The following is a 24,095-nucleotide window of genomic DNA, read 5'->3' as shown; positions in this document are numbered from 1 at the left end:
TCAAAATTATTATTTATTGTCAAATTTTTTTATTTTATAACATAGTATTTTGGTTGCTTTTTAGAAGAAAGAGGTGTAAAATATATCCACTTCTAAAAAATTAGAAAATTTCAAAAATTATTTATGAAAGGATGTTATGAAAAAAAAGTTATTAATTTTGTTTACTATTTTAATTTCTCTACTTGCTATAATTACTACAAATCACAATTTTAAAAACTTTTGGAAGAAATTCATTAATTCAGAAAAAATATTAAAAACTAAAGAATCAGATACTCCTAAAAATGATAAATACAATGAAAAAACAGAATTTACAATAATTGGCGTTGGAGATATAATGCTTGGCTCAAATTACCCTTTTGAATATCTGCTTCCTGAAAATGATGCCAATATTCTTAAAAACACGCAAAATATACTGAAAAATGCTGACATAACTGCAGGAAATCTGGAAGGAACACTATTTGATACAGGCGGAACTCCCAAAAGCTGTAATAATCCAAATGTATGTTATGTCTTTCGTATGCCTTCAAGATACGGGACATATCTAAAACAGGCTGGATTTGATTATTTGAGCATTGCCAATAACCATAGCAATGATTTTGGAGAAATTGGAATTAAGGAAACTATGAAAAATCTTGATAATTTAGGAATAAAATATTCTGGAATTAAAGATATTACTGAAAGTGCTGTTTTAGAAAAAGATGGAAAAAAATTTGGATTTATTTCATTTTCTCCAAATTCAGCTACTGTAAAACTAAATGATTATAATTATGCAAAAAAACTTATTTCTGAATTAAAATCAAAAGTTGATATTGTAATTGTTATGTTTCATGGTGGAGCCGAAGGTGCTAATGCTGAACACATTACTAAAAGACATGAAATTTTTCATGGCGAAGATAGAGGAAATGTTTATGAGTTTGCCCATTTTGCTATAGACAATGGAGCTGATGTAATCTTTGGGCAAGGCCCTCACGTTACAAGAGCAGTCGAACTTTACAAAAATAAATTTATTTCATATAGCGGAGGAAATTTTGCAACTTTTGGAAAAATAAACGTTTCTGGTTCAATGGGAATTGCACCTATTTTTAAAATCAAAATAAATAATAAAGGAGATTTTATTTCTGGAGAAATTATTCCAGTAAGACAAACTTACAAAAGTTTAGGTCCTTTTATAGATTCAGAAAAATTAGCAATAAAAAAGATAATTTCCTTAAATAAATCTGATTTTCCAAATGGAAATGGGCTTTCTATCAGCGAAGAAGGAAAAATTACTAAGACTAATGATCTATAGTAAAACTTATTTAAAACTAAACTCAAAAGCTATGACTATTTTACTCAAACCATAAATTTATATAATTTTAGCAGTTTAATTTAAAATAGGCTTGAGTATAAATTAAAAACTTTTTCTTTTATTTTTCACAAATTTAAAAAATATAGCTGGAAATCAGGATAAAAACATCCTGATTTTATTTTCTTTTCAGTCTGATAATCTCCCTCTCATTCTCATCCATTCTATTCCCCAGCTTTTCATTTTCCCTCTCTAACCTTTCCAATTTTTTCCTCTTTTCAATTTCCTCATCCTTAATATTCCTTCGTTCCACAATCACATTATTCCCAATTTTATCATCAGGATTCCCAATAATCTCCATTCCTTCTCCAATATCCATTCCAAAAATTTCAATTTTCTCTCCGTTATTCATCCCAATAAACACTTCCTTTTCTTTAACCAAATTATTCTTATCAATCAAATAAATATAACTTTTCTGATTTTTAAAAATAACAGCCTTTTTAGGAACAGCTAGAATATTCTCTTTTTTCTTATAAATCACACGAATATCCACTTGCTCGTTTAAAAACAAATCCTTAAATAATGTTGGCAAAAACTCAAACATATTCATATCCCCAATTTTATTAATCTTAATTAATTCTGCTTCAATAACTTTTTTTTCAGAAAATAAATCTGAATTCTCTTTTACTTTATCCTTATCTCGCAAAATTTCCTTATTCTTATCATTTTTAATTTCAACTAATTCTTCAAGCGATTTCTCTTCCCCAATCTTTTTATTTTCTCTCCTAAAAATATTAATTTTAGCCACATTCCCAATTTTCAGATTTTTAACTTTATCACTTTTCACGCTTTCACTAACTATTTTTAAATCTTTCCTTTTAGCAAGAATCAAAATAGGCTCATTTTTATTTGTAATTCCACCTTTCACTGCATTAATTTTCGCAATATAAGCGTCAAATGGACTTCTTACACTTCTCTGAACCAATCTTGTATTTCTCATTTCATCTTTAATTTCAATTTCCAATCCTGATATTTCTCCACGTAATTCCTGAATTTTCTGACTAACATCAGCTCCCAATTCCTTTTGTTTTTTCAAATTTCGTAATTCCCGATTTTTAATCACTAATAACATACGTTTTTCATTCAATCTATTTTTCTGATAATCGCTAAATTTCACTATTACATCGCCCTTTTTTACAAAATCTCCAGCTTTGTAATAAACATCATCAATGGATAAATTCACATCCAGTCCAATTTTAGTAATATTATGTGCAACAACAGTTCCTTTCATGTCCACAAAAAGTTCAAGATTTTCACGTGTTATTTTTTCAATAACATATTTCTGATTAATTTTGGGAGTACAGAATTTTATCATAAAAAGAATAATAAAAATAAAAATTACGGGCATTATCCAAATTATCTCATCTTTTTTTCTCAAATTTCTCTTCCTTTTTTAGTGGTTTCCGTCAAAATAGGAATTTTCACTTAAATTATCTTCATAAGGGAAATATTCCTTTCGTCCAAGATAAAGCTGATCTGATTTTCTTTGGATTGGAACGACAAAAAATCCCCAGTTGTTCAAATCAGTATAAACAAAAAATCTTACTGTGCTGTTTTGAATTGTATCAGTATCATTTTGAGAAATTATATTTGTAAATTCAGGCAAAATTTCCTGTGCGTCCATTTCTTCATAATTATCCTCATTTTTATAAATCATTTCTTTTTTCAATTCGCCTTCCGCAGTATAAACATAAATTTTTAGTTCTTCAGCAGAAATCTTTTTGTCAATTTGTCCAATCAGAATATCAGCCTTTCGTGAAGTCTGTATCATTTCCACTTTTTCCCCATCGTATTTTTCCACCCACACAGAATATGGTACAAGCGGAACTTCATTCACAATTTCCACATCTATATGTCCAAAACGCTTATAATCCAGATATTTTATAGCTCCATCCAGACAGTTCAGTTTTAGCTCGTAATCATCACGATGGCTCAGTTCCTTGTATTCAATCATCTTTCCCGGCACAAATTCCTTTAGTACTTCCTGAAATGTACTGATTTTCGTTGACTGTCCGCTTAATTTTATTAATGAATATTCAAAAAGCAGCCCTTCCTTGTAATATGTATTCAAAAATTTTCTGAGCATTCCGTAAATATCAGCTTTTACGATTTTTTCAATTTCTTTTATCGTAAAAATATGTCTTGGATAATCTGTTATTGTGGTAAATATTCCATTTTTATAAATATGAATTTTCCAGCTTTTCAACTGCGTTATATGAATATCATTCCGTTTTTCATAATTTCTAGGCACATCAAAACGTGTCCGCAGTCTTCCATCGGATGTAAAAAATTCTTTTTTAAGATTTTCAGCGGCTTCCCATAACATATAAAAGTTATTCCGTATTTTCTGATATTCCTCACTCATTTTATTCTCAAACTGTGAATATTTTGTAGGGATTACATTTTCATACTTTTCATATTCCAAATTCATATTTTCAAAAATCTTCTCAACACCGCTGTCATCAATTACCTTGTAAATCATATCATTGTCATATTTTATCAAATCATTAATAGAAACAACCCTATCTTCAGAATACTTTGCCCCAAGTACAATTTTCAAAAACTGCATAATCCTGTAAGTCAAGTCATTTCCACCAAAATTCTCATCCCCATTTTCAAAGCTCGTTCTTATATCCAGATAATATGAAATTTTGTCCTTACTAATCACATATTTACAAGCTGCCAAATCCGTCGTCCCGCCACCACAGTCAATAATTAATGCACTATATTCTTCATTCTCCTTATATTTTCCCTTCCTTATCTGTATCTCAATTGTATTGTACAACACTGCAATTGCTTCATCCATAGCATTTTCACGAATAATTTCATATTCATAATTTTTCTCGCTTGAAATTATATTTTTTTCAGAAATTTCAGAATTCTGATTTTTATTAAATTTATTTTCCATCATGAAAATTTCCTGAAACATTGTCAAAAACTGCTCCTTCAATTTTACAGGGCTGGAAGCATGAATTTTTTTAAACTTACATTTAAACATATATTCCGCACGGTTCACAATATATTTTAAGTACGCCTTTATTATATCCTTTCTTTTTACATACAGAATATTTCCAAACTCATCATTAATTTTCTCAAGTTTATTATGTTCATGCACCCACCTTTTCAAGCTGTAAAAAATTGAGCCATTGACAATATAGTCATTTCTTTCTAGCTTTCTTACTACATCGTACCCAAATGAATACTTAATATTATTAGCATCGCTACAATTATCAACATAAACTAATGTTGGAAAAATCTCACGATAATGTCTCTCTCCATCATCAAATTTTACATAATTTATCGCATCTATTACAACATTTCCATTCAAAATATCATTAGTGGGCAAATCCTTCACATAATTTTTATCCAGATATGCCCCAAGAGCCGTATTTACTGTTCCAAAATCAATACAAAGTGGCGTATTCGTAGTTTCCAGATTTTTCACAACAAAATTTTCAATTTCAACTTTATAATAGTCCATCTGATATGGATAAAGCGGTGTCATTTCATTTTCCTTCAAATTATAAAACTTATGAATAAATTTCAAGTCATTTTCTTTAAAGAACAAAAATGAAAATTTATTATTTCTCAGCGTTTCGACTCTAAAAAATTCCTTTTTACTAATTAAAAAATACTTATTCCTGCTATTCAAATCCTTTTCCAGCTGGAAAATCCCACACAAGTAATTATTTGCATTTATAAGAAAGACATTTGCACTGCTGACATTTTCAGGAATCTCAATTTTATAATTGTCTTCCCTCATCAAATCAAGCTCCTTGTATAAAATAATCTTGTGTGGCACCCGTATCTTATTCTCATGATGAATTCTCTCGCCAAGTTTATTATCAAAAAGTTCCTGAACATTCACAAGCCCGTTTTTATTATACTTGTCAATACAGTAATTTTCCTTGACTCCCCTATATTTCATCAAAAGTGAGATAAGCTCCTCTCTCGTGGGCGTTTCCACATGTACATTTACCAAATGTTCCTCAATTGCAATCTGATACATCTCATAATAAGATTTTCTTCGCAATTCCTCTTCATAAAATAATCTCATTTTTACCTTTTCCCCTTTAGTCATTAATAATGAATACTTTCTTTAAATTCAAGTTTTGGTTTTGATTTATTAATTTAAAATCTAAATAAAAAGCTATAAACATAGATTTTATTGAAACTATTTCAGTTCATCATTATAAAATTAAATCTATTAAAAAGCTTTTATTTTAAGCAAAAATTTTTCGCAATTTTTCAATCATTTCCCTAACACTTCCAAACCTTTTCTGCCTGTCAAATTCCAGCCCTTTTTGTATAACTTCTTCCACTTCCTTAAATTTCCCAACCTTCTCAAATTCTAAAATAACTTCTCTTCCAAACTCCAGTTCAGCCTTATAAAACCTCTTAATCGCCCCATCCACTTTCACTCCACAAAGCATAAAATATAAAAGTGCCGCAAGTGAATAAACATCCGTTCTTTCATCAATCTCTACTTTCTCTGAATAAATCTCAATCGGCGAATATCCGTCCGAAACCTTAACAAACTCAACTTTTTCTTTCTTTTTCAAGCTCGCTCCAAAATCAATAATCCTGATATTTCCCCTAATATCAATCAAAATATTAGAAGGCTTCAAATCACAATGAATAATTCCCTTTTTATGAATTTTACAAACTACTTCGGCAATTTTAAAAAATATTTCCAAAATATGATTTATCCTCATTTTTCCATTTTTTATCCTATTTTTCAAAATATATTTTTTCAAGGTAACTGCACGAAAATATTCAGTAACAATATAATTTGTCCCATTTTCACTAAAAAAATCCACAAGTTTAACAACATCATCTACAAATCTCTGTTTCCTCCTTTTAGATTTTTTCAAAAATTTCTCCAAAATACATTTTTCTTTCCAAAAACATCCTTTCAAATTTTCAAAATCCTTCTTGTACTTTTCAGTGAAAACCTCTTTATCATTTCTCATAACAATTTCTGAAGGATAACATTCTTTAATAATTACTTTTTCCCCTTGTCTATCTTCACATATATAAATATTGGAAAAATCACTTTTAGCTACATAATTTAAAATTTTATACTTCGCATTCAATATTGTTCCCTTTAATAAAAAATCCATTCTTATTTTCCCTTTTAAATTCTCTATTTTTCACAAAATTATTCCCGTTCCTATCACGCCCAAGAACTTCCCAGTTTTTCTCAATTTCCTTTTCAAGTTGTGAGATTCCATTACTTTTTACTTTATAATTTTTCTTAAAATTTCTATTATCTGCATTCAAATTTTTTCTATTATATTTTTTATTTTTAGAAACTTTCTTTTTATTCTTGAATTATTTAATTTTTTAGCTCTTTTCTCTTTAGTTTCTATAATATTTTGAGTAATTTCCAAATTTTTTGCATGGTTCTTTTCTATTTCTTTATTCCCTGTTTCCACATTTTGATTTTCAACTGCATTTTCATTTCCAGCAGTTTTCTTAACTTCAACTTTAACATTTGCTAAATTTCCCTGTTCAATTTTATTATTTTCTATTTCTGCTTTTACATATAAATTATTTTCCAATAAATTTGATTTTTCACTAATCTTCTTAGCCATTACATTTTTGACATTTTCGTTTTTCTTGTTTTCAAAATTACTTTTTTGAATATTTTTTCCCACAGAAAAAAGCATAAACACAAATATTACAGCCAAAAATATATATTTTACAACTTTTTCCTGTTTTTGATTTTTTTCATTAATTTCTTTTTCTAACAATTTATAATTCTTTTCCATTTCAATATCTTCAACAAAAATCGACAAAAATGGTATCACTTTTCCCAATTTTTTCTCACTAGCCTTTATCTGTTCACTTAAATTCTGCTCGACATTTAATTTACTTTTCCTATCAACATAAACCTCCTCAATTTCACTCTCATTAACAACTTTCCAAAATTCAGAATTCCCAGCCAGCAAATAATCATGTTTTTTCAGTCTTATTTTTTTGACTTGCTCACCACTTATCTTTTCGACAATTCTATTTTCCCTATACAAAACAAATTCAGTTTTCCCCATATTTCCAACAATCATATTATTTTTTTCAATAATAATAACAATTTGCGAATAAAAATTTTTTAAATCAAAATTTTTTTCAACTTTATGAACTTTATATAATTTTGTTTTCTCAAAAATCACTTTATCAATGGAAGATTGTATCATCTGTTTTATATTTTCTAGAGAAAATTCATTATTTCCCAAATATTTTTCAATAATTTTATGAACTCCAATTTTTGCTAAATTTATCTTGTCAATTTTCTTATTTTCAACATTACTATTTTCAATTTTTTGAAATATTTCTAACTTTTTCTGCATTTTTTCATCTATCTTTTCATCAAGGTCAGCAATACACCATATTCCCTTGCTTCCATTTGGAATATATGCCGAATAAGTATTTTTTTCAGCAATTTGTGCATATTCCTTAAAAAAGAAAGTATTTAATTTTATATTTTTTACCATCTTTCCTCCTTTCTTTTAAAAAATTTTCCAAAACTGCCACCATTTTTTATTCGCCTTTTTCTCAGACTTTTTCAACTTTTTCTCAATTTCGGCTATTTCGTTTTGTTTTGTACCGCTTTTTTCCAGCTTTTCCTTTGCCTGCGTAAATTTTTCCACAGCTCCCTTCCATTTTTTATTCTTAAAATCATCTTCTGCTTTTTTCTTTAGCAAATATCCCTCACTTTTTTCAATTTTTTTATTCAAATTTTCAATTTTATACATTTGATTTCCAAAATTCCCATCTGCATTTACTTCTTCAAGAAATTTCTTCGTTTCCTCATATTTTGAAATACTTTCTTCAAATCTTTCGTTTATAGCCAACTGATCAGCCTGCATTTCCAGATTTGATGCATTTTCCATTTTCCTTGTTATTTCTTCACGCCTTTGCCTCTCCCGCTCCATTTCTTCCTGCTGTGCCTTGATCTCAGCCTCTTTTATTTGCAGTTGCTGTTGCATCTGAATTTCCTGCTGTCTTAACTTTTCCGAATATTCCATTTCCTGTGTTTTCAACTTTTCAGCATTCTGGCTTTCAAATTTAATAAATTCCTGTGCCTGATTTATGTATTTACTCACAACATTTGCATTATTCGTATCCTTCATTTTCTGATAAATATTTTTAGCCTGTGTTAGAATATTTATTGCTTGTGCTGGATTATTAGCAGTTATTTGCGAAAGCCCTTCCTGAACGAGATTGTTAGCAGTCTGCAAATCAGCATTTTGCTGGGAATTAAGTTCCTGTATCTTATTGTCAATTTCTCCCACTTTCACAGTATCTCCAAGCGTCTGATACATCTGTCGTGCCTGATAATATGCCTCTTTTGAAGAATTAATATTGCTTTGTGCTAGCGAATCCCCTTTATTTTCAGCAAACATTGCCCCATTATATGCTGTTTTTTCCTTATCCGTTATTTCCTCCAGCTTTTTCTCAACTTGCGAAACATAATCTGCCCTTCCGTTTGCCAAATACATATCAGCCGCATTTTTATAACTAACCTTTGCCAAATTGTAGCTTCCTTCATTAACCGCTGTATCTCCAGCCGTTTCCAAAGCCTTAGCTTCCTTTAATTTCACAGTTGAATTTATTCGTGAATCCAATGTAGTTAAAATCTCTTCCGTGTTCAGTTCATCCCGTTTATAACTGTTGTCATTCAGATTATACTTAGCCTGCTGATACTTTACGTTTGCTTCGTCATAATTTCCGCTGTTAAACATCTCATTTCCCTCATTAATATCCGAAAATGCCTTTTTAATCTTCTCAGTTTCTCCAATTTTCTTATTTATTTCATCAATTTTCTTACTTGCATCAGCTCTTTTTTTCTCAGCATTTGTAAGAAATCCTATTATACCCCTGCTTTTTGGCTTTAATTTTTCGTATTCTCCTATTTCAAGTTTCAAATTATCAATTGAATTATTAAAATTTTTCTTTAAAATCTCCTCATCCGCCAACTTTTCATACTGTGTTGCCGCTTGCAAAATACCGTTTCGCCTTTTCACATTCCAAATTACAACAAACAAAATAATTACAACAATAATCAGCATTACAAGTATTATTTTTTTAATAAGTTTCCTTTTGTCCTTTTCCATCGGCTCTGGACTTGCTACAGCACCTACTTCTACCTGTGCAATCGTATAATTTTCGATATTATCCCTAAGTGAAGCAAGTATCCGTTTTTCCAATGAATTTAACCATTGCTTCTTATCCTCAAATCTGGAAAAGTCGTTTTCCATATCATGCTCATCAATATTTTCCCAGAATCCTACAGTCGTCAAGCAAAAAACATCTTTTTCCATAAGTTCTACAGGTTTTTTTATAATATTTGGCTTAATTTTCCCAAAATCCCCAATTGCCTGCAGCAAATCATTTCTTTGCCTGTGAAATCTCATATCCGATACATTCAATGCCTCTTCGTCCACCAAAAGCTGTGCTATCGTGTCATCTCTGCTTTGAGAAATGATATATCCACCTCTAATATGATAAAACCTTGTATTTCCGATATTTCCATATAAAATTGAATTATAGTTGCTTATTACGATTAAAAGGGAAGTGTGCATAAGAGAATATTTCTGAGTTTCTTCCTGTTTTTCCTTAACTTTCAGATTGGCATAATCCAACATTTCCTTTATTACATCATAATTAAATCGTGGACGTAGCATAAAATATTCAATCGCAGATTCCACAGCAATCCTTGCCGCAACTTTTGCCCCTTCTTCCTCATCAAATCCATCCGCCACAGCCCAAATCGCATAATTATCCAGCAAAACATACCCAAAATAATCGTTATTTTCAGCCTTCGTCCCAGCCTCACTCAAAAATTCCGTAATAAATTTTGCCTCATCTTTCCTCATTTCTCAATTTCTCCCTCTATTTTTGATTAATTCAACTTTATAAAATATATTTTTATACTATTCCCCATTAAAAAGGTTAATATCTAGTAAATTTTGAATTGTATTCTATTTTCTAATAAGATTTAGTATTAGATTATTTTGTTTAATAACAGTTTTTCCTATTTTATATTATATTTTTTCTTTTATTTTCGTAGGATTGCTCATCGCCGCAAATCCTACAACCTATGGCTAGTCTACGACATTTTTCTACACTGACAAAAAACTCGCTATGCTCAGACAGTTTTGCCAGCACATAAAAATGCTCCGACGGATTAATTTATATTCAATCCTGTTTAAAAAATAAAAATTATATCTTAAATCATTTGAAAATATTGGGTTTAGTATAAATTTATTAAATTTCTTCATAATCTTCGATTTTTACTTCTAAATCATTATTTTTATTCTGAAAATTCGTATTTTTCACAATTTTTTCATCATTTAAATTTTCGTATTTTCTTTTCACGCTTTCCTCTCTTGATTTTTCCTTTTCCCAGTCAAAATAATCTCCGCACAAATTCACAAATACAAACTTACTTTCCCCCATTTCCACTACTGAATAAGCTCGTAATTCTACTGTGTTGTAAACTGCTTCTCCATTCAGATAAATTAATCCATTAGAATCTCCGGGAGTTAGCATAAATTTTCGCTGTTTTGGATTATAACTTATTGAACAATGGTTTTTTCTGGAAATCATAGTATCTCCTAAAATTTGTATATCCATATTTTCTCCACGCCCAACAAAGTTGCGTTCACTCACAATTCTGTAGTCTTTTCCCTTATCATGCCCTTCAATGCACGTAAGCCAGCCTACGACTGGATCTACGGTGCTGTCTTTAGACCAGTAGGCTGTTGTTCTATCTTCATCTTTCATTTCTTCAACTAGATTAATTTTATCATCCAGATTTTCTGTTTCCAGTCCTTCTGATTTGCAGTAAGGACACGAACTGTATCTTGAAACATCGTATATATGCCCATTTTTACATCTATCCAATTTCATTTTAAAATTTTCCTTTCTTTTTTATTTATAGATTTATTTTAATAATATTTTTGTAGTCGCTAAATAAATTATGTCTCCCGATTCCACTTTTACTGGTATATTTTTTTTCAGCTTTATTTTCCGTTTATCTAAACTTCTTTCAATTCCACTTCCATTTTGTGAGCCTAAATCCTCATAATACCAGATTCCGTTGACACGATTTAATATTCCATGAGCCCTGCTGACTAAATTTGAATAAATCCCTTCACTTACATCTATATCCACCCTGTTTCTTGGCGATTGCTTACCAATAAGAAGCGATGTTGCCCTCCCAATTTTCCAAATTTTCATATCATAATCTTCTGAATCCTTCAAAAATATATGCTCAATCTGCTTTTTCTCCAAATCCTCAATTTCCTTTACCCTTTCTAAAAATACGTTATGCTCCCTTTCTCTCTCATGCTTTATATTTTTGATTTCCTCCTCAACTTCCACCTTTTCAAAAAATCTTTCCACAATAAGCAGGTAAAGTGTAACTCCAATATAAATAAAAATTGAAAAATAAAGACTTTTTGTAGAATACCCTGAAAAATGTACAAAAATAAATGTAAATATTAAAACTGTCATTATCAAAATATTTTTTATATTTAAAAATTTGTAACTTTTTTGATTTTTTGCATTCAATTTCCGTTTTTCATATTTTTTAATTCCCTTTTCTACACTAATTTTACTCATTTCATCGTCAATTTTTCCATTTTCTCTATTTTTTCCAAGCCGTGCCACGCTTCTAAGTCTTTCCAGCCTATAAATGCTCCCACGCCCAAATGGACGCCTAAAAATATTTCCCAAATTTGTAAAACTTCTTCTAATTCCCCACAACATTTCTAATTTCCCCCTCTTACTTTTTCTCTTTCATATCAAAAAAACTCTCAAATCTACTTTTCACACTTTCCTTCTCAGCTTTTGCTTTATTTTTCCCAATTTTATCTAGCCCAAAACTGTTTTCAAACATTCCTTTCATTTCAGCTGCACTCTTAAAAAATTCTTTTCCAAAAGTAAAATTATTTTGAGAAGATTTACTTTTAAAATTTTCCTTATTATTTTTATTTTTTGGCTGATTGTTCCCATTTTTCCTTTTACAATCATACTCTTTTCTTTTTTTCTCATTTGAAAGAACTTCATAAGCCTCCGTTATTTCTCGAAATTTCTTTGCAGCTTTTTCATCTCCTGCATTTCTGTCAGGATGATATTTCATTGCCATTTTTCTATATTTCTTTTTTATTTCAGAAATATCTGCATTTTCAGGTACTTCCAGTATTTTGTAATAATCCATTTCTCTTCCTTCTTTATTAACTTTTCTTTAATTTTAATTAAATAATACTATATTATTATATTTTTGTCAATATATTTTTAATTTTTAATTAATGTTTTTGGTTTTAAATTTCACAAAAAAGACATAAAATTTACATATTTTTGTCAAAACTAAATGGTATTATGTATTTGTTCAAAAGGTAAGAGCATAAAAATAAAAATTGAAATGGAGATGATTAATATGAATATGAAAAATACTTTTAAGAAAATGGTTGCATTTCTAGGAATAACAGGAGTGTCAATTGTATCTTTTGCCATTCCGCCTAAAGAGCAAAGACCAAAGCCAAAAACAATGATTGTTCAACCAAAAAGAAAATCGATAAACAAAAAGCCAACAAGAAAACAAGCAACAAAACCTCAAGAAAAAAGAATTAATAAAAGACATCCCAAATAAAATTAAATTTATAAAATTATTATTCATAAAAATTTATATAAATTATACTCAAACCTATTTTGAATTAAACTGCTAAAATTATATAAATTTATGGTTTGAGTAAAATAGTCAGAGCTTTTGAGTTTAGTTTTAAATAAATTTTACTATAAAATTATGTAAATTAAAAAAATATGTACCTGTAGACAAAGCAATAAAAATTGCAATGTTTAAAGGTACATTTTTGTAATTATAGTCAATCTAAAAAAATTAGAGTGAAAATATGTAAAAAGTAATTAACTAATATTCCACTCTTATTTTAAAATAAAGTTTATATTTTTTATTTTTTATTTTGAATTTTCTGCAAAACTATTTTTATAGCTTCACTAATATCTTTTATTTGAACTAACTCACTATCTTTTATCCATTTAGAAACATCTGTATTTACATATCCCAAAGATTCTAAAGCCAATTTCAAATCTTCCTTCATTAACAAAACTCTAGAATCTGATACTTCTGAAGTTATCAGTTTTCCACTTAATATATTGCTATTTTCTTCAATTACTTCTACTACATCCAGTTTTTTCACTTTATCTTTCAAATCCAGTATTATCTTTTGAGCTTTTTTTATTCCAAGTCCTGGAACTCTTGTAAAGATTTTTGATTCGTTCTCTGTAACAATATCAATAATTTCTCTCATATTAAAAGTAGAAAGTATTGCAATTGCAAGTTTTGGTCCTACTCCACTTATACTTATTAGCGCTTTAAAAAGTTCCCTTTCATTTTGTGTTTTAAATCCGTAAAGAGAAATATCATCTTCTTTTACATTTGTATAAATGTATAATTTTTCGTTGCTTCCAATATTATCTATTTTTTCAAATGTTTTTAGGGATATATGAATTTTATATGCCAAGCCATTTATCTCTAAAGCAACATAATCAACTTTCTTCACTGCTAATTTTCCTAAAATATATTCAAACATTTATACCCTTTCTTTTTAAATTTGTAATTTATAATTTTACTAATTCAACTTTTGAAATATTTTCTTCCAAAAACATAATTCCAATTTCTTTAAATTTTTCTTGCCCATCTGTTACATAATATTTTACTTCTTCATTTTTCTTAGCATCATTTTTTAAAAATTCATTTTTTTGTAAAATTTTTTTCAAATCTAACGCTGTTTCCCTTGCCGGATCCACTATTTTTATATCTGGATAAATTTTTCCAATTGCCTCTTTTAAAAGCGGATAATGAGTACATCCTAGTATTAATGTATCAACTTTCCCTTCAAAATCATCTAAATATGTCTTTATTATCTGATTAACAAGCTTACCGCTTAAAATTCCTTCTTCTACAGCTGGAACAAAAAGTGGACATGCCTTCTGAAATACTTCTGCCTTTGTATTAAAAAGTTTTATTTCTTCTTCGTATTTCCCCGATTTTATAGTTGCTTTCGTTCCAATTACACCAATTTTATTACTTTTTGTAGTATTTATTGCTGTTCTTGCTCCAGCCTCTATTACCCCTATAATTGGTATTTTAAAAGTTTCTTTCAATTCCTTTAGTGCAAGTGCAGTAGCTGTATTGCAAGCCACTACAATAGCACTTACTTCTTTTTCCAGCAAAAACTCAACAATTTCTTTTGAGTACCTTACAATCAGTTCTTTTGTTTTTTCTCCATAAGGAACTCTTGCTGTATCTCCGAGATAATATATTTTTTCATTTGGCAATACTTTTCTAATCTCTTTTAATACCGTAAGTCCCCCAATTCCCGAATCAAATACTCCAATAGACATTTTATTTCCTTCCTGTTATTATATTTTAAAAAATAAAATTGAGCCGTTAAAAAACAACAGCTCTTTTTACATTATTTCATAATCAGTTCCCCACTATAAGTCAATGTCCCGTCAGTTGCGATATATGTTCCTACAATTTTTCCCCTGCTATTTTTAGTTACTCCTGAATTCAAGTTTACTGTGTAAGTTAGATTTGGCCTTTGAGTTGCAGTTATTTCTACATCTTTTATAGGGTATAAATTATATTTATTATTTCCAATTGTTGCTACTGCTACTACATCATTTTTACTTATAATTTTCATTTTCTTAGCTGAATTATTATTGTTATTTTTTCCAAAAATTGTATTAAAAAATTGTTCTATCTTGTTTCCCTTTGGAGCATTATTATTTTCAGTTTTATTACTTTCATTAACTTTTACAGTATTACCAGTGTTAGCAGAACTGCTTGCATAATTATTATTTCCACGAGTCTTTCTAGCATAGCCATTTGCATAATAATCATTTATCTCTTTTGCACCTATTGCATTTCTATCTCTCGCTCTGTCTGAACCTAAAATAACTGCTATCATTCTATCATTGCCTCTGTTTGCTGTCAAAACTATATTTGAACCTGCCGCTTCATGATAGCCTGTTTTTATTCCATCTACTCCCAAAACATTTCCTAAAAGTGAATTTGTAGAACTTACTTTTGTATTTCCGTTATCTACATAGTCTGTTTTATTTTTTGAGAAATTTAAGTATTCACTATAATCCTTTAATGTTATTTGAGCCAATTTATACAAATCCTTAGCATTCCCCTGATCCATACAAGAACCTGTATACTTAGGCGGTAATCCGTGCGGAGAGCAATATCGAAGAGAATTTAGCCCATAACTTCTTGCTTTCTGATTCATTAAATTTACAAAACTTGGAACATCACCCGCAACATATTCAGCAAGTGCATAAGCCGCATTATTTGATGATTTTATAATAGTTGCCTTTAATAAATCCCTTACTGTATATTGCTTTCCAGCAGTTAATTTTATTCCATAAGGAACAGAAGCCGCTTTTGATGAAACTGTTACCTTGTCCTCATACGAAATTGAACCTTGCTTAATTTTATCTAATGTCAATATTGATGTCATAATTTTTGTAACAGAGGCTAATGGCCGAACTGCTGAACTGTTATCTTCCTTTATAATATTTCCATTAACATCTCCTATTAATAAAGCTTTATAGTCATGATAATTCTCCCCTTCAGCAAATGAAAATGCTGATGTAATCATAAATGCTATGGATAATATTATTTTTTTACTTTTATTTCTATTTTTTATTTTCTTTCCCATTTTCCTTTCTTTCCTCTTTTCTATCTGATAAATTTCCTAAAGAGTAATATAACATTTTCATATTAGTTTTTCATTTGTAAATTTATTGATAAAACTTGTTTGATTTGACTGTTATCTGCCTGAATGTATTTAAAAATTCTCAATAATTATATATAAAAAATTTCAATTTATACTCCAAATTATTTCAAAAATAAATCCTGAAGTTAAATTTATTTTATCTGTTTACAATTTTATTTTAATTTTAATGCCTATATATTAAAAAAAATTAATCATATTTATATTTTTATTTTAGTTTTTATTTAAAAAAATTTCTATATTTATAAAATATTTTCTCCTTTTTTACAATATATGAACTAAAAATTATCATACTTTTGCCAGTCATAATAACTCTGATTCAAGCTGTAGGCATGGAATCCATTATCATTCAAAAGTTTGGAAGCTAAATTTGCATAGGCACAGTTTCGTCCTCTGCAATAAACAATTATTTCTTTATTTTGGGGTAAATTCTTCAAATTTTCTTCCAGATTCTTCATTGGAATATTTATTGCATTTTCTATATGGCTTGAATTAAACTCATCTGCCGGACGTAAATCTATTATTAAAGTTTCTTTGTTTTTTGCCATTTCATAAGCCTGTTCCAAAGTAATCGGACGGATTTTCATGCAGCTGTCATTAAACTCGCTATGTATCCGTTGAATGTCTGCCAGTTGCTGCTCTCCTACTCCAATCAGAAGATACACTAAATCTATTATCTGTGTATTTGCAATCTCATAAACAACATAGTTTCCCTTTTTTTCACAGACAACTAGATTACCATCCTTTAAAATCTGCAAATGTCTTGAAGTATTAGCAATACTCATTCCTGTTTCATTCGAAATACTTTCCACAGTTTTTGATCCTTGCACAAGTAAATCCAGTATTTCGATTCTTTTTTCACTGGATAAGCATTTTCCAATTTTTGATAATCCCAAATACAGGCTATTTTTGTAATTTTGACATATCTTATCCATTTAATTCAGCTCCTTTCTACTTTTACATTTATACCAAATCTCATAAAATCTAAATTTAAAAATTATTATTAAGCTCCCATTTCATTTAGCCCTAAATAACTGAATTTTAAAGTAAATTTGAGTACACTTTTAAAAATTATAATAAAAGTGTTGACAATTTATTTTAAATATGATACTATTCAATTACTTGATTGAATAGTTGATTTTATAAAAACAGTATAACACAATTTTTTTAAAAAATAAACTATAAATTATAAAACTTAACAAAAATGATTTTAAGAAAGAGGTTGATGTAAAATGGCATTAAGTTTAAACAAAGATAATTTTGAAAAAAGCATTGCAAATGGAGTTGCTCTAGTAGATTTTTGGGCAGAATGGTGTGGACCTTGTAAAATGCAACTTCCTATTATTGAAGAATTTTCAGGAGAAATGGAAGGAAAAGCTACAATAGGAAAAGTAAATGTAGATGAAGAACTAGAATTAGCACAATCTTTCGGAATTCAAAGCATCCCTACATTAATTTTATTCAAGGATGGAAAACCTGTAAAAAAATTAGTTGGATTACATTCAAAAGAAGCACTTTATGAAGAAGTAAACCAAGTATTATAGAATTTGGGCCAAATATATTATTTAAAGAAATATTTATTTATAAAAAAGTCTAGCGGTTATTTTTCAATTCTGCTAGGCTTTAATATTAAAAAATAAATTTAACTAAGTTATAGTTTATAAAACGAAAAATCGTAAAAAAGGAATGGTGAAAAATATGTATGATTCAGTAATTATAGGATCAGGACCAGCAGGACTAACAGCCGCAATTTATCTAAGCCGTGCTGGATTAAAAAATATAATAATAAATGGAATGGAACCAGGCGGACAATTGACAACTACAACAGAAGTTGAAAATTTTCCTGGATTTCCACAAGGAATTTCAGGTCCGCAGCTAATAGAAGACATAAAGGCTCAATCAAAAAATTTTGGAACTGAATTTCTACAGGCAGTTGTAAAAGATATTGAAAATGTAGAAAATAATGGTAAGAAAACATTTAAATTACATTTGGATAACGGAAATATCATAGAAGCAAAAACAGTAATTTTATCAACAGGGGCAAGTGCAAAATACCTTGGAATTGAAAATGAAAAAGAAAATATAGGAAAAGGTGTTAGTGCATGTGCGACTTGTGACGGATTTTTCTACCGTGAAAAAGATGTTGTTGTAATTGGTGGTGGAGATACTGCGATGGAAGAAGCTATATTTTTAACAAAATTTGTAAACAAAGTTACTATCATTAACAGAAGAGATATATTACGTGCCTCTGCAATTATGCAACAAAGAGCAAGAGATAACGAAAAAATTGAGTGGAAATTAGATTATACTCCAAAAAAAGTGCTAGCTGATGAAAAAGTTACAGGAATAGAGCTTTTAAATAACAAAACAGGCGAAATCGAAACTTTAGCAACAGATGGAATTTTTGTAGCGATTGGAAGAACTCCAAATACAAAATTCCTTGAAGGAAAAGTCGAAATTGACGATAGAGGCTACATTATAACAAAAGGAAAATCCTCTAAAACAAGTACTGTTGGAATCTTTGCAGCAGGAGATGTCCAAGACAGCAAATATCAGCAGGCAATAATTGCAGCTGGAAGTGGTGCTATTGCGGGACTTGATGTAGAAGAATATTTAAGAGAAAATAATTTATAATTCTAAAACTTAAAGAAATAAAATATTAAATATGTACCAATAAACTGGATAATAACAATTAGAAAGTTTTAAGGTACATTTTTTGTTTTATATTTTACTTTATAATAAAATATACTCTAAATCTATTTTTTAACTTAATTATCCAACTGTTCCAAATAAAATTGATTAATCGAAAAAATAAAATTATAAAAAATTAATTAAATTTTTTTATTTTTCTGAAATAATATGACAAATATAAAAAAATATAGTATAATATAATAATGTAATAATTTTAAATTAAAACTCCAAATTTTGAATAATAAATTTGGAGACAAAAAATAAAACATTGAAAACAGGAGGTTACTTTTTATGGAAAATATCGAATTTGAAAGTTTCGATAATATTGAAAATGATGATTCAGGACGATTGTATGAAATGGGAAAAAGTTACTATGACAGCGGTTCTGACATACTTGCTGAAAAATATTTGAAAGAAGCAGCTAAAGGGGGAAATAGAAAGGCTTTTCTTTTACTTGCTGATATTTATCTAAAATATGACAAATTAAATTTAGCAGAAAAATATTTAAAAAAAATTGCTGATGGCGGAGATTTTGAACTGCAAGATAAACTTGGAACAGTTTATAAAAGAAAATCAAATTTTGAATTAGCTGAGTATTACTATAAACAAGCTATAAGCAATGGAAATCAAAGAGCACAGTATCACTTAGGGAAATTGTATTATTTATTCAAAAAGAAAAATTTAGCAATAGATTATTTAAAACCTGTAGCTGATGAAAGAGATCAAGAAGCTCAAGTACTGCTTGCAAAAATTTACTATGACAATGGTCAAGTTGATTTGGCTGAAGAATATTTACACAAGGCAAAAGATAATGGTGAAGCATATTATCTTCTTGGAAAACTGTATGGCGAAAAACAGGACATTGAAACTGCTGAAAAACATTTAAAAACAGCGGCAGATGACTATGACAATAAAAGAGCACAGGAAGTTCTTTCAAACCTTTATACAGACAAAAACAATCTTACTCTTGCAAAGCACTATTTAACATTGCTTGCAGATGAAAATCATTTAGAAGCCTTTGCACTGCTTGGAAACATTTTTGCTGATGAAAAGAACTATAATCTTGCCTACACAAATTATGGACATTTTTTTGAAGGAAAAAAACGAGAAAATGCAAAAGTTGATATGAAAAAAATTGACGATGCAAAACTTAAATTTAATTTTGGAAAATGCTGTATAAAACTTGGAAAATTTGACATTGCTGAACAAAATTTAAAAGACAGTGAATATCTGAAAATTTCTGACAATGTAATTGAAGTTGCAAAACTTTACGAAGAAGCAGATCAGTTGAAATTGGCTATCCAATACTACAAGTTAGCTTTACATTTGTAATTTAAATAAAAATAAATATTAACTTTTAGGAGGAAAAATGGCAACTACAAAAACAAAAATAGGTGATTTTGAGTTTGAAAACTGCTTTATGAATGCTGCTGGAGTTTACTGTTATGACAAAAACGAATTGGAACAAGTTATAAATTCACAAGCTGGAACATTTGTTACCAAAACTGCGACATTACAGTCACGTCCTGGAAATCCTGAACCTAGATACCACGACACAAATTTAGGAAGTATAAATTCAATGGGTCTCCCAAATTTGGGATTTGATTACTATTTAGAATATTTATTAGAATTACAGAAAACACATCCTGATAGAACTTTCTTTTTCTCGCTTGTAGGAATGTCGACAGAAGACACTCACGCATTACTTAAAAAAGTTCAGGAAAGTGATTTTAAAGGAATAACAGAACTTAACCTGTCTTGTCCAAATGTGCCAGGAAAACCTCAAATTGCCTACGATTTGGAAACTACTGAAAAATTATTAACAGATATTTTTTCATATTTCAAAAAACCACTTGGAGTAAAATTGCCTCCTTACTTTGATATTGTCCACTTCGATCAGGCAGCTGCAGTATTTAATAAATTTCCACTAACATTTATAAACTGTATAAACAGTATTGGAAATGGACTTGTGATTAAAGACGAAAGCGTTGTAATAAAGCCTAAAAATGGATTTGGCGGAATTGGGGGAGAATATATAAAACCAACTGCCCTTGCTAATGTTCACGCATTTTATAAAAGATTAAATCCTTCTATCAAAATTATTGGAACGGGAGGAGTTCTTACAGGACAAGATGCTTTTGAACATATTCTTTGTGGAGCGAGCATGGTGCAAATCGGTACGACTTTACATAAGGAAGGTCCTAGCGCTTTTGAAAGAATAACTAACGAATTAAAGTCTATTATGGACAAAAAAGGATATAAAACTATCGAAGATTTCAGAGGAAAATTGAAATATTTATAATTTTTTCAACCCACTATTTTAATGGTGGGTTTAATAATAAAAAATAAAAAGTAAAGTAAACAATGAAATAAGGTGATAAAATGGATAAAATAAGTTTACTTCAAAAAATAATTGATGAAAGTAAAAGAATCATCTTTTTTGGAGGTGCGGGAGTTTCTACAGAATCTGGCATCCCTGATTTTAGAAGTGCAAATGGAGTCTACAATTTAAAACTTAATAGAAATTTTTCTCCAGAAGAACTTGTTTCCCACACAATGTATGAAAAATATCCTGAAGAATTTTACAATTTTTATAAAAAACATCTTGTTTATCCAAATGCAAAACCAAATTTTGCTCATAAATACTTGGCAAGGCTAGAACAAGATGGAAAATTAGCTACTGTAATTACCCAAAATATCGACTGTCTACATGAAATGGCTGGAAGTAAAAATGTCCTAAAGCTTCACGGAACTGTTGACAGCAATACTTGTATTATTTGCAACAAAAAATACAATATGGAAGAATTTTTAGAAATCTGTGAAACTGAAAATATCCCGCATTGTTCAAAATGTGGCGGAATTATAAAACCAGATGTTACTTTATATGAAGAAGTACCTGATCCAGATACTTTTAGAAAAGCAATAAACGAAATATCTAGAGCCGATACATTAATTATAGGCGGAACTTCCCTTATCGTGTATCCAGCAGCTTCTCTTGTGCAATATTTTCAAGGAAAAAATCTTGTTTTAATAAATAAATCCAAGACTGAGCAGGATAATTTTGCAAATTTAGTTATACACGAAAGTATAGGAGAAATTTTTAAAAATTTAAAATAAAAATTAAATAAAGAGGTGAAAATGATAAAAGTATTATTTGTCTGTCTAGGAAATATATGCCGTTCTCCAATGGCAGAAGCAGTCTTTCGAGAAATGGTAAAAAAAGAAGGGCTATCTGACAAAATCATAATTGATTCAGCAGCCACAAGTTCCTGGGAACATGGAAATCCAGTTCACCACGGTACTAAAACTAGGCTTGCCAAAGAAGGAATCGGTGTTGAGGGAATGTATTCCAGAATTTTAAATAATGATGATTTGGATGCCGATTATATTATTGGAATGGACGAAAGCAATATAGAAAATATAAAACTTTTTACAAATGGAAAAAATAAAGGTGAAATAAAAATGCTGTTAGAATACGCAGGAGAAAACCGAGAAATAAAAGATCCGTGGTTTACTGGCGATTTTGATACAACTTATGATGATGTTGTAAAAGGTTGTAATGCATTACTAGAGTTTATTAAAAAAAATGATTTGAATATTTAAATTTATAAATAAAACTTTTGAGAATTTAATTTTCTTGAAAGTTTTTTAGTTTGTCCAATATATTTTACAATCTATGTTCTATAAAAATTAAATTTATACTAAGCCCAATTTAAATAACGAATTTATTACAAACCTTTCTAATTAAAGTATATTAAACTAATATTTTCAGATAATTAAAATATAATTTTCATTTTTATAAATTAATCAGAATAAACCTTTACTACATAATAAGAATGTAATCCTGCAAAAATAAAAAAGAAGAAACATAATAAAAAGAGAGAGAATCATAACTAACCATCTCTCTTCCAAAATTTTACACTATTATTTAATTTCCCAAGAAACATCAATCTTATTCTTATCTTTATGCACTTTTCAACAATTCTCAATTGTTTTTTTTTTCATATTTCGTTATATTTTACTCTCAATTTTCTTCAAATACAAATTTTTTAAAATCATAAAAAAACTATTTTAACAATATAAAAAGCACACCTTCAATGCTCTTTTAAAACACTTCCAGTGTACTTACCCTTATTCTACAATAAATAACCATTCAGAAGACAATTCGTGTTCTCCATTGATTACTTTTTCATATTCTGATTTTAACAATTTATGAAATTTACCTGCTTGTGGTTTTGCATTAAAGTCTAACTGCCCAATAGGACGTTTGTCCAATGATTCTGCATAAGTAATTTTCATTGCTGTTCCTGTTACTAACAGCTCATCTGCTGTGAATACCATTGATCTGTCAATTTTTCCACGATTTATTTTATATCCATTGTGTTCTAATAATTCCAATGCTGATCTTACTGTAATTCCTTCAAGAGCTGCGTTTCCAGTGTCAGGGATTATTATTTGTCCTCTGTAAACCAGTATTATATTTGCAACTGACACTTCTACCACATTTCCAGCATCATCAAACATTAATGCATCGTCGTAACCATTTCTTTGTGCATCACTTGTTGCAAGGAACGAGTTAATATATGAACCTCCCGCTTTTGCCTTTGTAGGAATTGCAGAATCATTATATTTTCTATAAGTCGAACTCATTAAGTTCAGTCCGCCTTCTGTACTTACATAATCTGCAAGCGGCAACATGTAAATTGCTAAATCAAAGTCTAATCCTGCCTTTTTAGGTGACAATCTAGGCTCTTTACAAAAAACAAATGGTCGCATGTAAAAGTCTTCTTTTACGTCATTTTTCTTAACTAATTCTGTAACAATATCTTTAAATTCATCCCAAGTTATAAAATATTCAAATCCTAACATTTTTGACGCATTCATTAATCTAATATAGTGATCTTTCAGTCTAAAAATCGCTACTTTCCCATTTCTATAATATCCTCTGATACCACCAAAACAAGTTGTCCCATATTGTAAACTATGTGTAGCGATACTAACTGTCGCTTTTTCAAATTCCACTATTTCTTTATCGAAATATGCAAATTTCATAAATTCTGCCTTTGCCATCTAATTTTACCTCCATATTTTCAGTATTCTATTTTTACTTTTATATTTTAACACTTTTTTTTAATTATGTAAAATTTATTTTTTTTACTCAATCATATATATTATATATGTTTAAATGTTAAAATTATAACTCTTTCTTAATTTTATTATATTTTGAA

22 protein-coding genes are annotated in these 24,095 nt (G+C 29.0%); 8 read left to right on the top strand and 14 right to left on the bottom strand.

All coding sequences use genetic code 11. The annotated features are described in order from the left end of the window. The first annotated feature begins 136 nt into the window (after positions 1-136). Entirely contained in the window at positions 137-1,288 is a 1,152-nt protein-coding gene (locus FVE75_RS01455) for a CapA family protein (RefSeq protein ID WP_147004871.1), read from the top strand. A 175-nt stretch (positions 1,289-1,463) separates the two neighbouring features. Here the strand turns inward: FVE75_RS01455 and FVE75_RS01450 are convergent, their stop codons facing one another. The 9 genes from FVE75_RS01450 to FVE75_RS11635 form a co-directional block, all read right to left on the bottom strand. Next, entirely contained in the window at positions 1,464-2,723 is a 1,260-nt protein-coding gene (locus FVE75_RS01450; RefSeq protein ID WP_147004870.1) for an efflux RND transporter periplasmic adaptor subunit, read from the bottom strand. A gap of 15 nt (positions 2,724-2,738) precedes the next feature. Then, positions 2,739-5,402 (bottom strand): acetate and sugar kinases/Hsc70/actin family protein, encoded by a 2,664-nt coding sequence (locus FVE75_RS01445; protein WP_147004869.1) that lies wholly within the window; start codon positions 5,400-5,402, stop codon positions 2,739-2,741. A 166-nt stretch (positions 5,403-5,568) separates the two neighbouring features. Next, a complete protein-coding gene (locus FVE75_RS01440) occupies positions 5,569-6,468 on the bottom strand; it encodes a serine/threonine-protein kinase (RefSeq protein WP_147004868.1) in 900 nt (299 codons plus the stop codon). Beyond that, positions 6,425-6,628 (bottom strand): hypothetical protein, encoded by a 204-nt coding sequence (locus tag FVE75_RS11165; protein ID WP_232052582.1) that lies wholly within the window; start codon positions 6,626-6,628, stop codon positions 6,425-6,427. Before FVE75_RS11165 ends, FVE75_RS01440 begins: the two co-directional genes overlap by 44 nt. Next, positions 6,625-7,839, bottom strand: a complete 1,215-nt coding sequence (locus FVE75_RS01435) for a hypothetical protein (RefSeq protein WP_232052581.1) — start codon at positions 7,837-7,839, stop codon at positions 6,625-6,627. The genes FVE75_RS11165 and FVE75_RS01435 overlap by 4 nt, the downstream gene beginning before the upstream one ends. A gap of 15 nt (positions 7,840-7,854) precedes the next feature. After that, a complete protein-coding gene (locus FVE75_RS01430; RefSeq protein ID WP_147004867.1) occupies positions 7,855-10,224 on the bottom strand; it encodes a PP2C family protein-serine/threonine phosphatase in 2,370 nt (789 codons plus the stop codon). 391 nt (positions 10,225-10,615) lie between these two features. Then, positions 10,616-11,260: an FHA domain-containing protein gene (locus tag FVE75_RS01425; protein ID WP_147004866.1), complete on the bottom strand. Its 645-nt coding sequence runs from the start codon at positions 11,258-11,260 to the stop codon at positions 10,616-10,618. Between the two features lie 33 nt (positions 11,261-11,293). Further along, on the bottom strand, positions 11,294-12,121 hold the full coding sequence (locus FVE75_RS01420; RefSeq protein ID WP_147004865.1) for an FHA domain-containing protein: 828 nt from the start codon (positions 12,119-12,121) through the stop codon (positions 11,294-11,296). Positions 12,122-12,137: 16 nt separating this feature from the next. Further along, on the bottom strand, positions 12,138-12,572 hold the full coding sequence (locus FVE75_RS11635) for a DnaJ domain-containing protein (protein ID WP_147004864.1): 435 nt from the start codon (positions 12,570-12,572) through the stop codon (positions 12,138-12,140). Between the two features lie 219 nt (positions 12,573-12,791). Between FVE75_RS11635 and FVE75_RS01410 the strand changes: the two genes are divergently transcribed. After that, positions 12,792-13,004 (top strand): hypothetical protein, encoded by a 213-nt coding sequence (locus tag FVE75_RS01410; protein ID WP_232052580.1) that lies wholly within the window; start codon positions 12,792-12,794, stop codon positions 13,002-13,004. A gap of 316 nt (positions 13,005-13,320) precedes the next feature. On the opposite strand, the gene ruvA is transcribed toward FVE75_RS01410, so the two are convergent. From ruvA to FVE75_RS01390, 4 genes are all read right to left on the bottom strand, one after another. Beyond that, positions 13,321-13,962: a Holliday junction branch migration protein RuvA gene (gene ruvA / locus FVE75_RS01405; protein WP_147004863.1), complete on the bottom strand. Its 642-nt coding sequence runs from the start codon at positions 13,960-13,962 to the stop codon at positions 13,321-13,323. Positions 13,963-13,990: 28 nt separating this feature from the next. Further along, positions 13,991-14,776 (bottom strand): glutamate racemase, encoded by a 786-nt coding sequence (gene murI / locus FVE75_RS01400; protein ID WP_147004862.1) that lies wholly within the window; start codon positions 14,774-14,776, stop codon positions 13,991-13,993. A 71-nt stretch (positions 14,777-14,847) separates the two neighbouring features. Beyond that, positions 14,848-16,101: a D-alanyl-D-alanine carboxypeptidase family protein gene (locus FVE75_RS01395; protein ID WP_147004861.1), complete on the bottom strand. Its 1,254-nt coding sequence runs from the start codon at positions 16,099-16,101 to the stop codon at positions 14,848-14,850. Between the two features lie 353 nt (positions 16,102-16,454). After that, the gene (locus FVE75_RS01390) at positions 16,455-17,111 is read right to left on the bottom strand and encodes a metalloregulator ArsR/SmtB family transcription factor (RefSeq protein WP_147004860.1); all 657 of its coding nucleotides are present in this window, start codon (positions 17,109-17,111) and stop codon (positions 16,455-16,457) included. Positions 17,112-17,408: 297 nt separating this feature from the next. On the opposite strand from FVE75_RS01390, the gene trxA reads away from it, so the two are divergent. The 6 genes from trxA (at position 17,409) to FVE75_RS01360 (ending at position 22,470) form a co-directional block, all read left to right on the top strand. Then, entirely contained in the window at positions 17,409-17,720 is a 312-nt protein-coding gene (gene trxA / locus FVE75_RS01385) for a thioredoxin (RefSeq protein ID WP_021743652.1), read from the top strand. Positions 17,721-17,874: 154 nt separating this feature from the next. After that, positions 17,875-18,810, top strand: a complete 936-nt coding sequence (trxB, locus tag FVE75_RS01380) for a thioredoxin-disulfide reductase (protein ID WP_147006425.1) — start codon at positions 17,875-17,877, stop codon at positions 18,808-18,810. Between the two features lie 348 nt (positions 18,811-19,158). Next, a complete protein-coding gene (locus tag FVE75_RS01375) occupies positions 19,159-20,199 on the top strand; it encodes a tetratricopeptide repeat protein (RefSeq protein ID WP_147004859.1) in 1,041 nt (346 codons plus the stop codon). A gap of 37 nt (positions 20,200-20,236) precedes the next feature. Next, entirely contained in the window at positions 20,237-21,169 is a 933-nt protein-coding gene (locus FVE75_RS01370; RefSeq protein ID WP_147004858.1) for a dihydroorotate oxidase, read from the top strand. 80 nt (positions 21,170-21,249) lie between these two features. After that, a complete protein-coding gene (locus FVE75_RS01365; protein ID WP_147004857.1) occupies positions 21,250-21,984 on the top strand; it encodes an NAD-dependent protein deacylase in 735 nt (244 codons plus the stop codon). Positions 21,985-22,005: 21 nt separating this feature from the next. Further along, positions 22,006-22,470 carry a low molecular weight protein-tyrosine-phosphatase gene (locus tag FVE75_RS01360; protein ID WP_147004856.1) on the top strand — a complete coding sequence of 155 codons (465 nt, stop codon included), beginning with the start codon at positions 22,006-22,008 and terminating at the stop codon, positions 22,468-22,470. A 528-nt stretch (positions 22,471-22,998) separates the two neighbouring features. Here FVE75_RS01360 and FVE75_RS01355 read toward each other — a convergent pair. Then, complete coding sequence (locus tag FVE75_RS01355) at positions 22,999-23,937, bottom strand: branched-chain amino acid transaminase (protein WP_021743628.1); 939 nt, start codon at positions 23,935-23,937, stop codon at positions 22,999-23,001. Positions 23,938-24,095 lie beyond the last annotated feature (158 nt).

The organism is Leptotrichia hongkongensis (assembly GCF_007990635.1).
In the GTDB taxonomy this organism is placed as follows: Bacteria; Fusobacteriota; Fusobacteriia; order Fusobacteriales; family Leptotrichiaceae; genus Leptotrichia; species Leptotrichia hongkongensis.
Note: the sequence above shows the minus strand (reverse complement) of the source record. Positions and strands in the feature narration are given on the sequence as shown.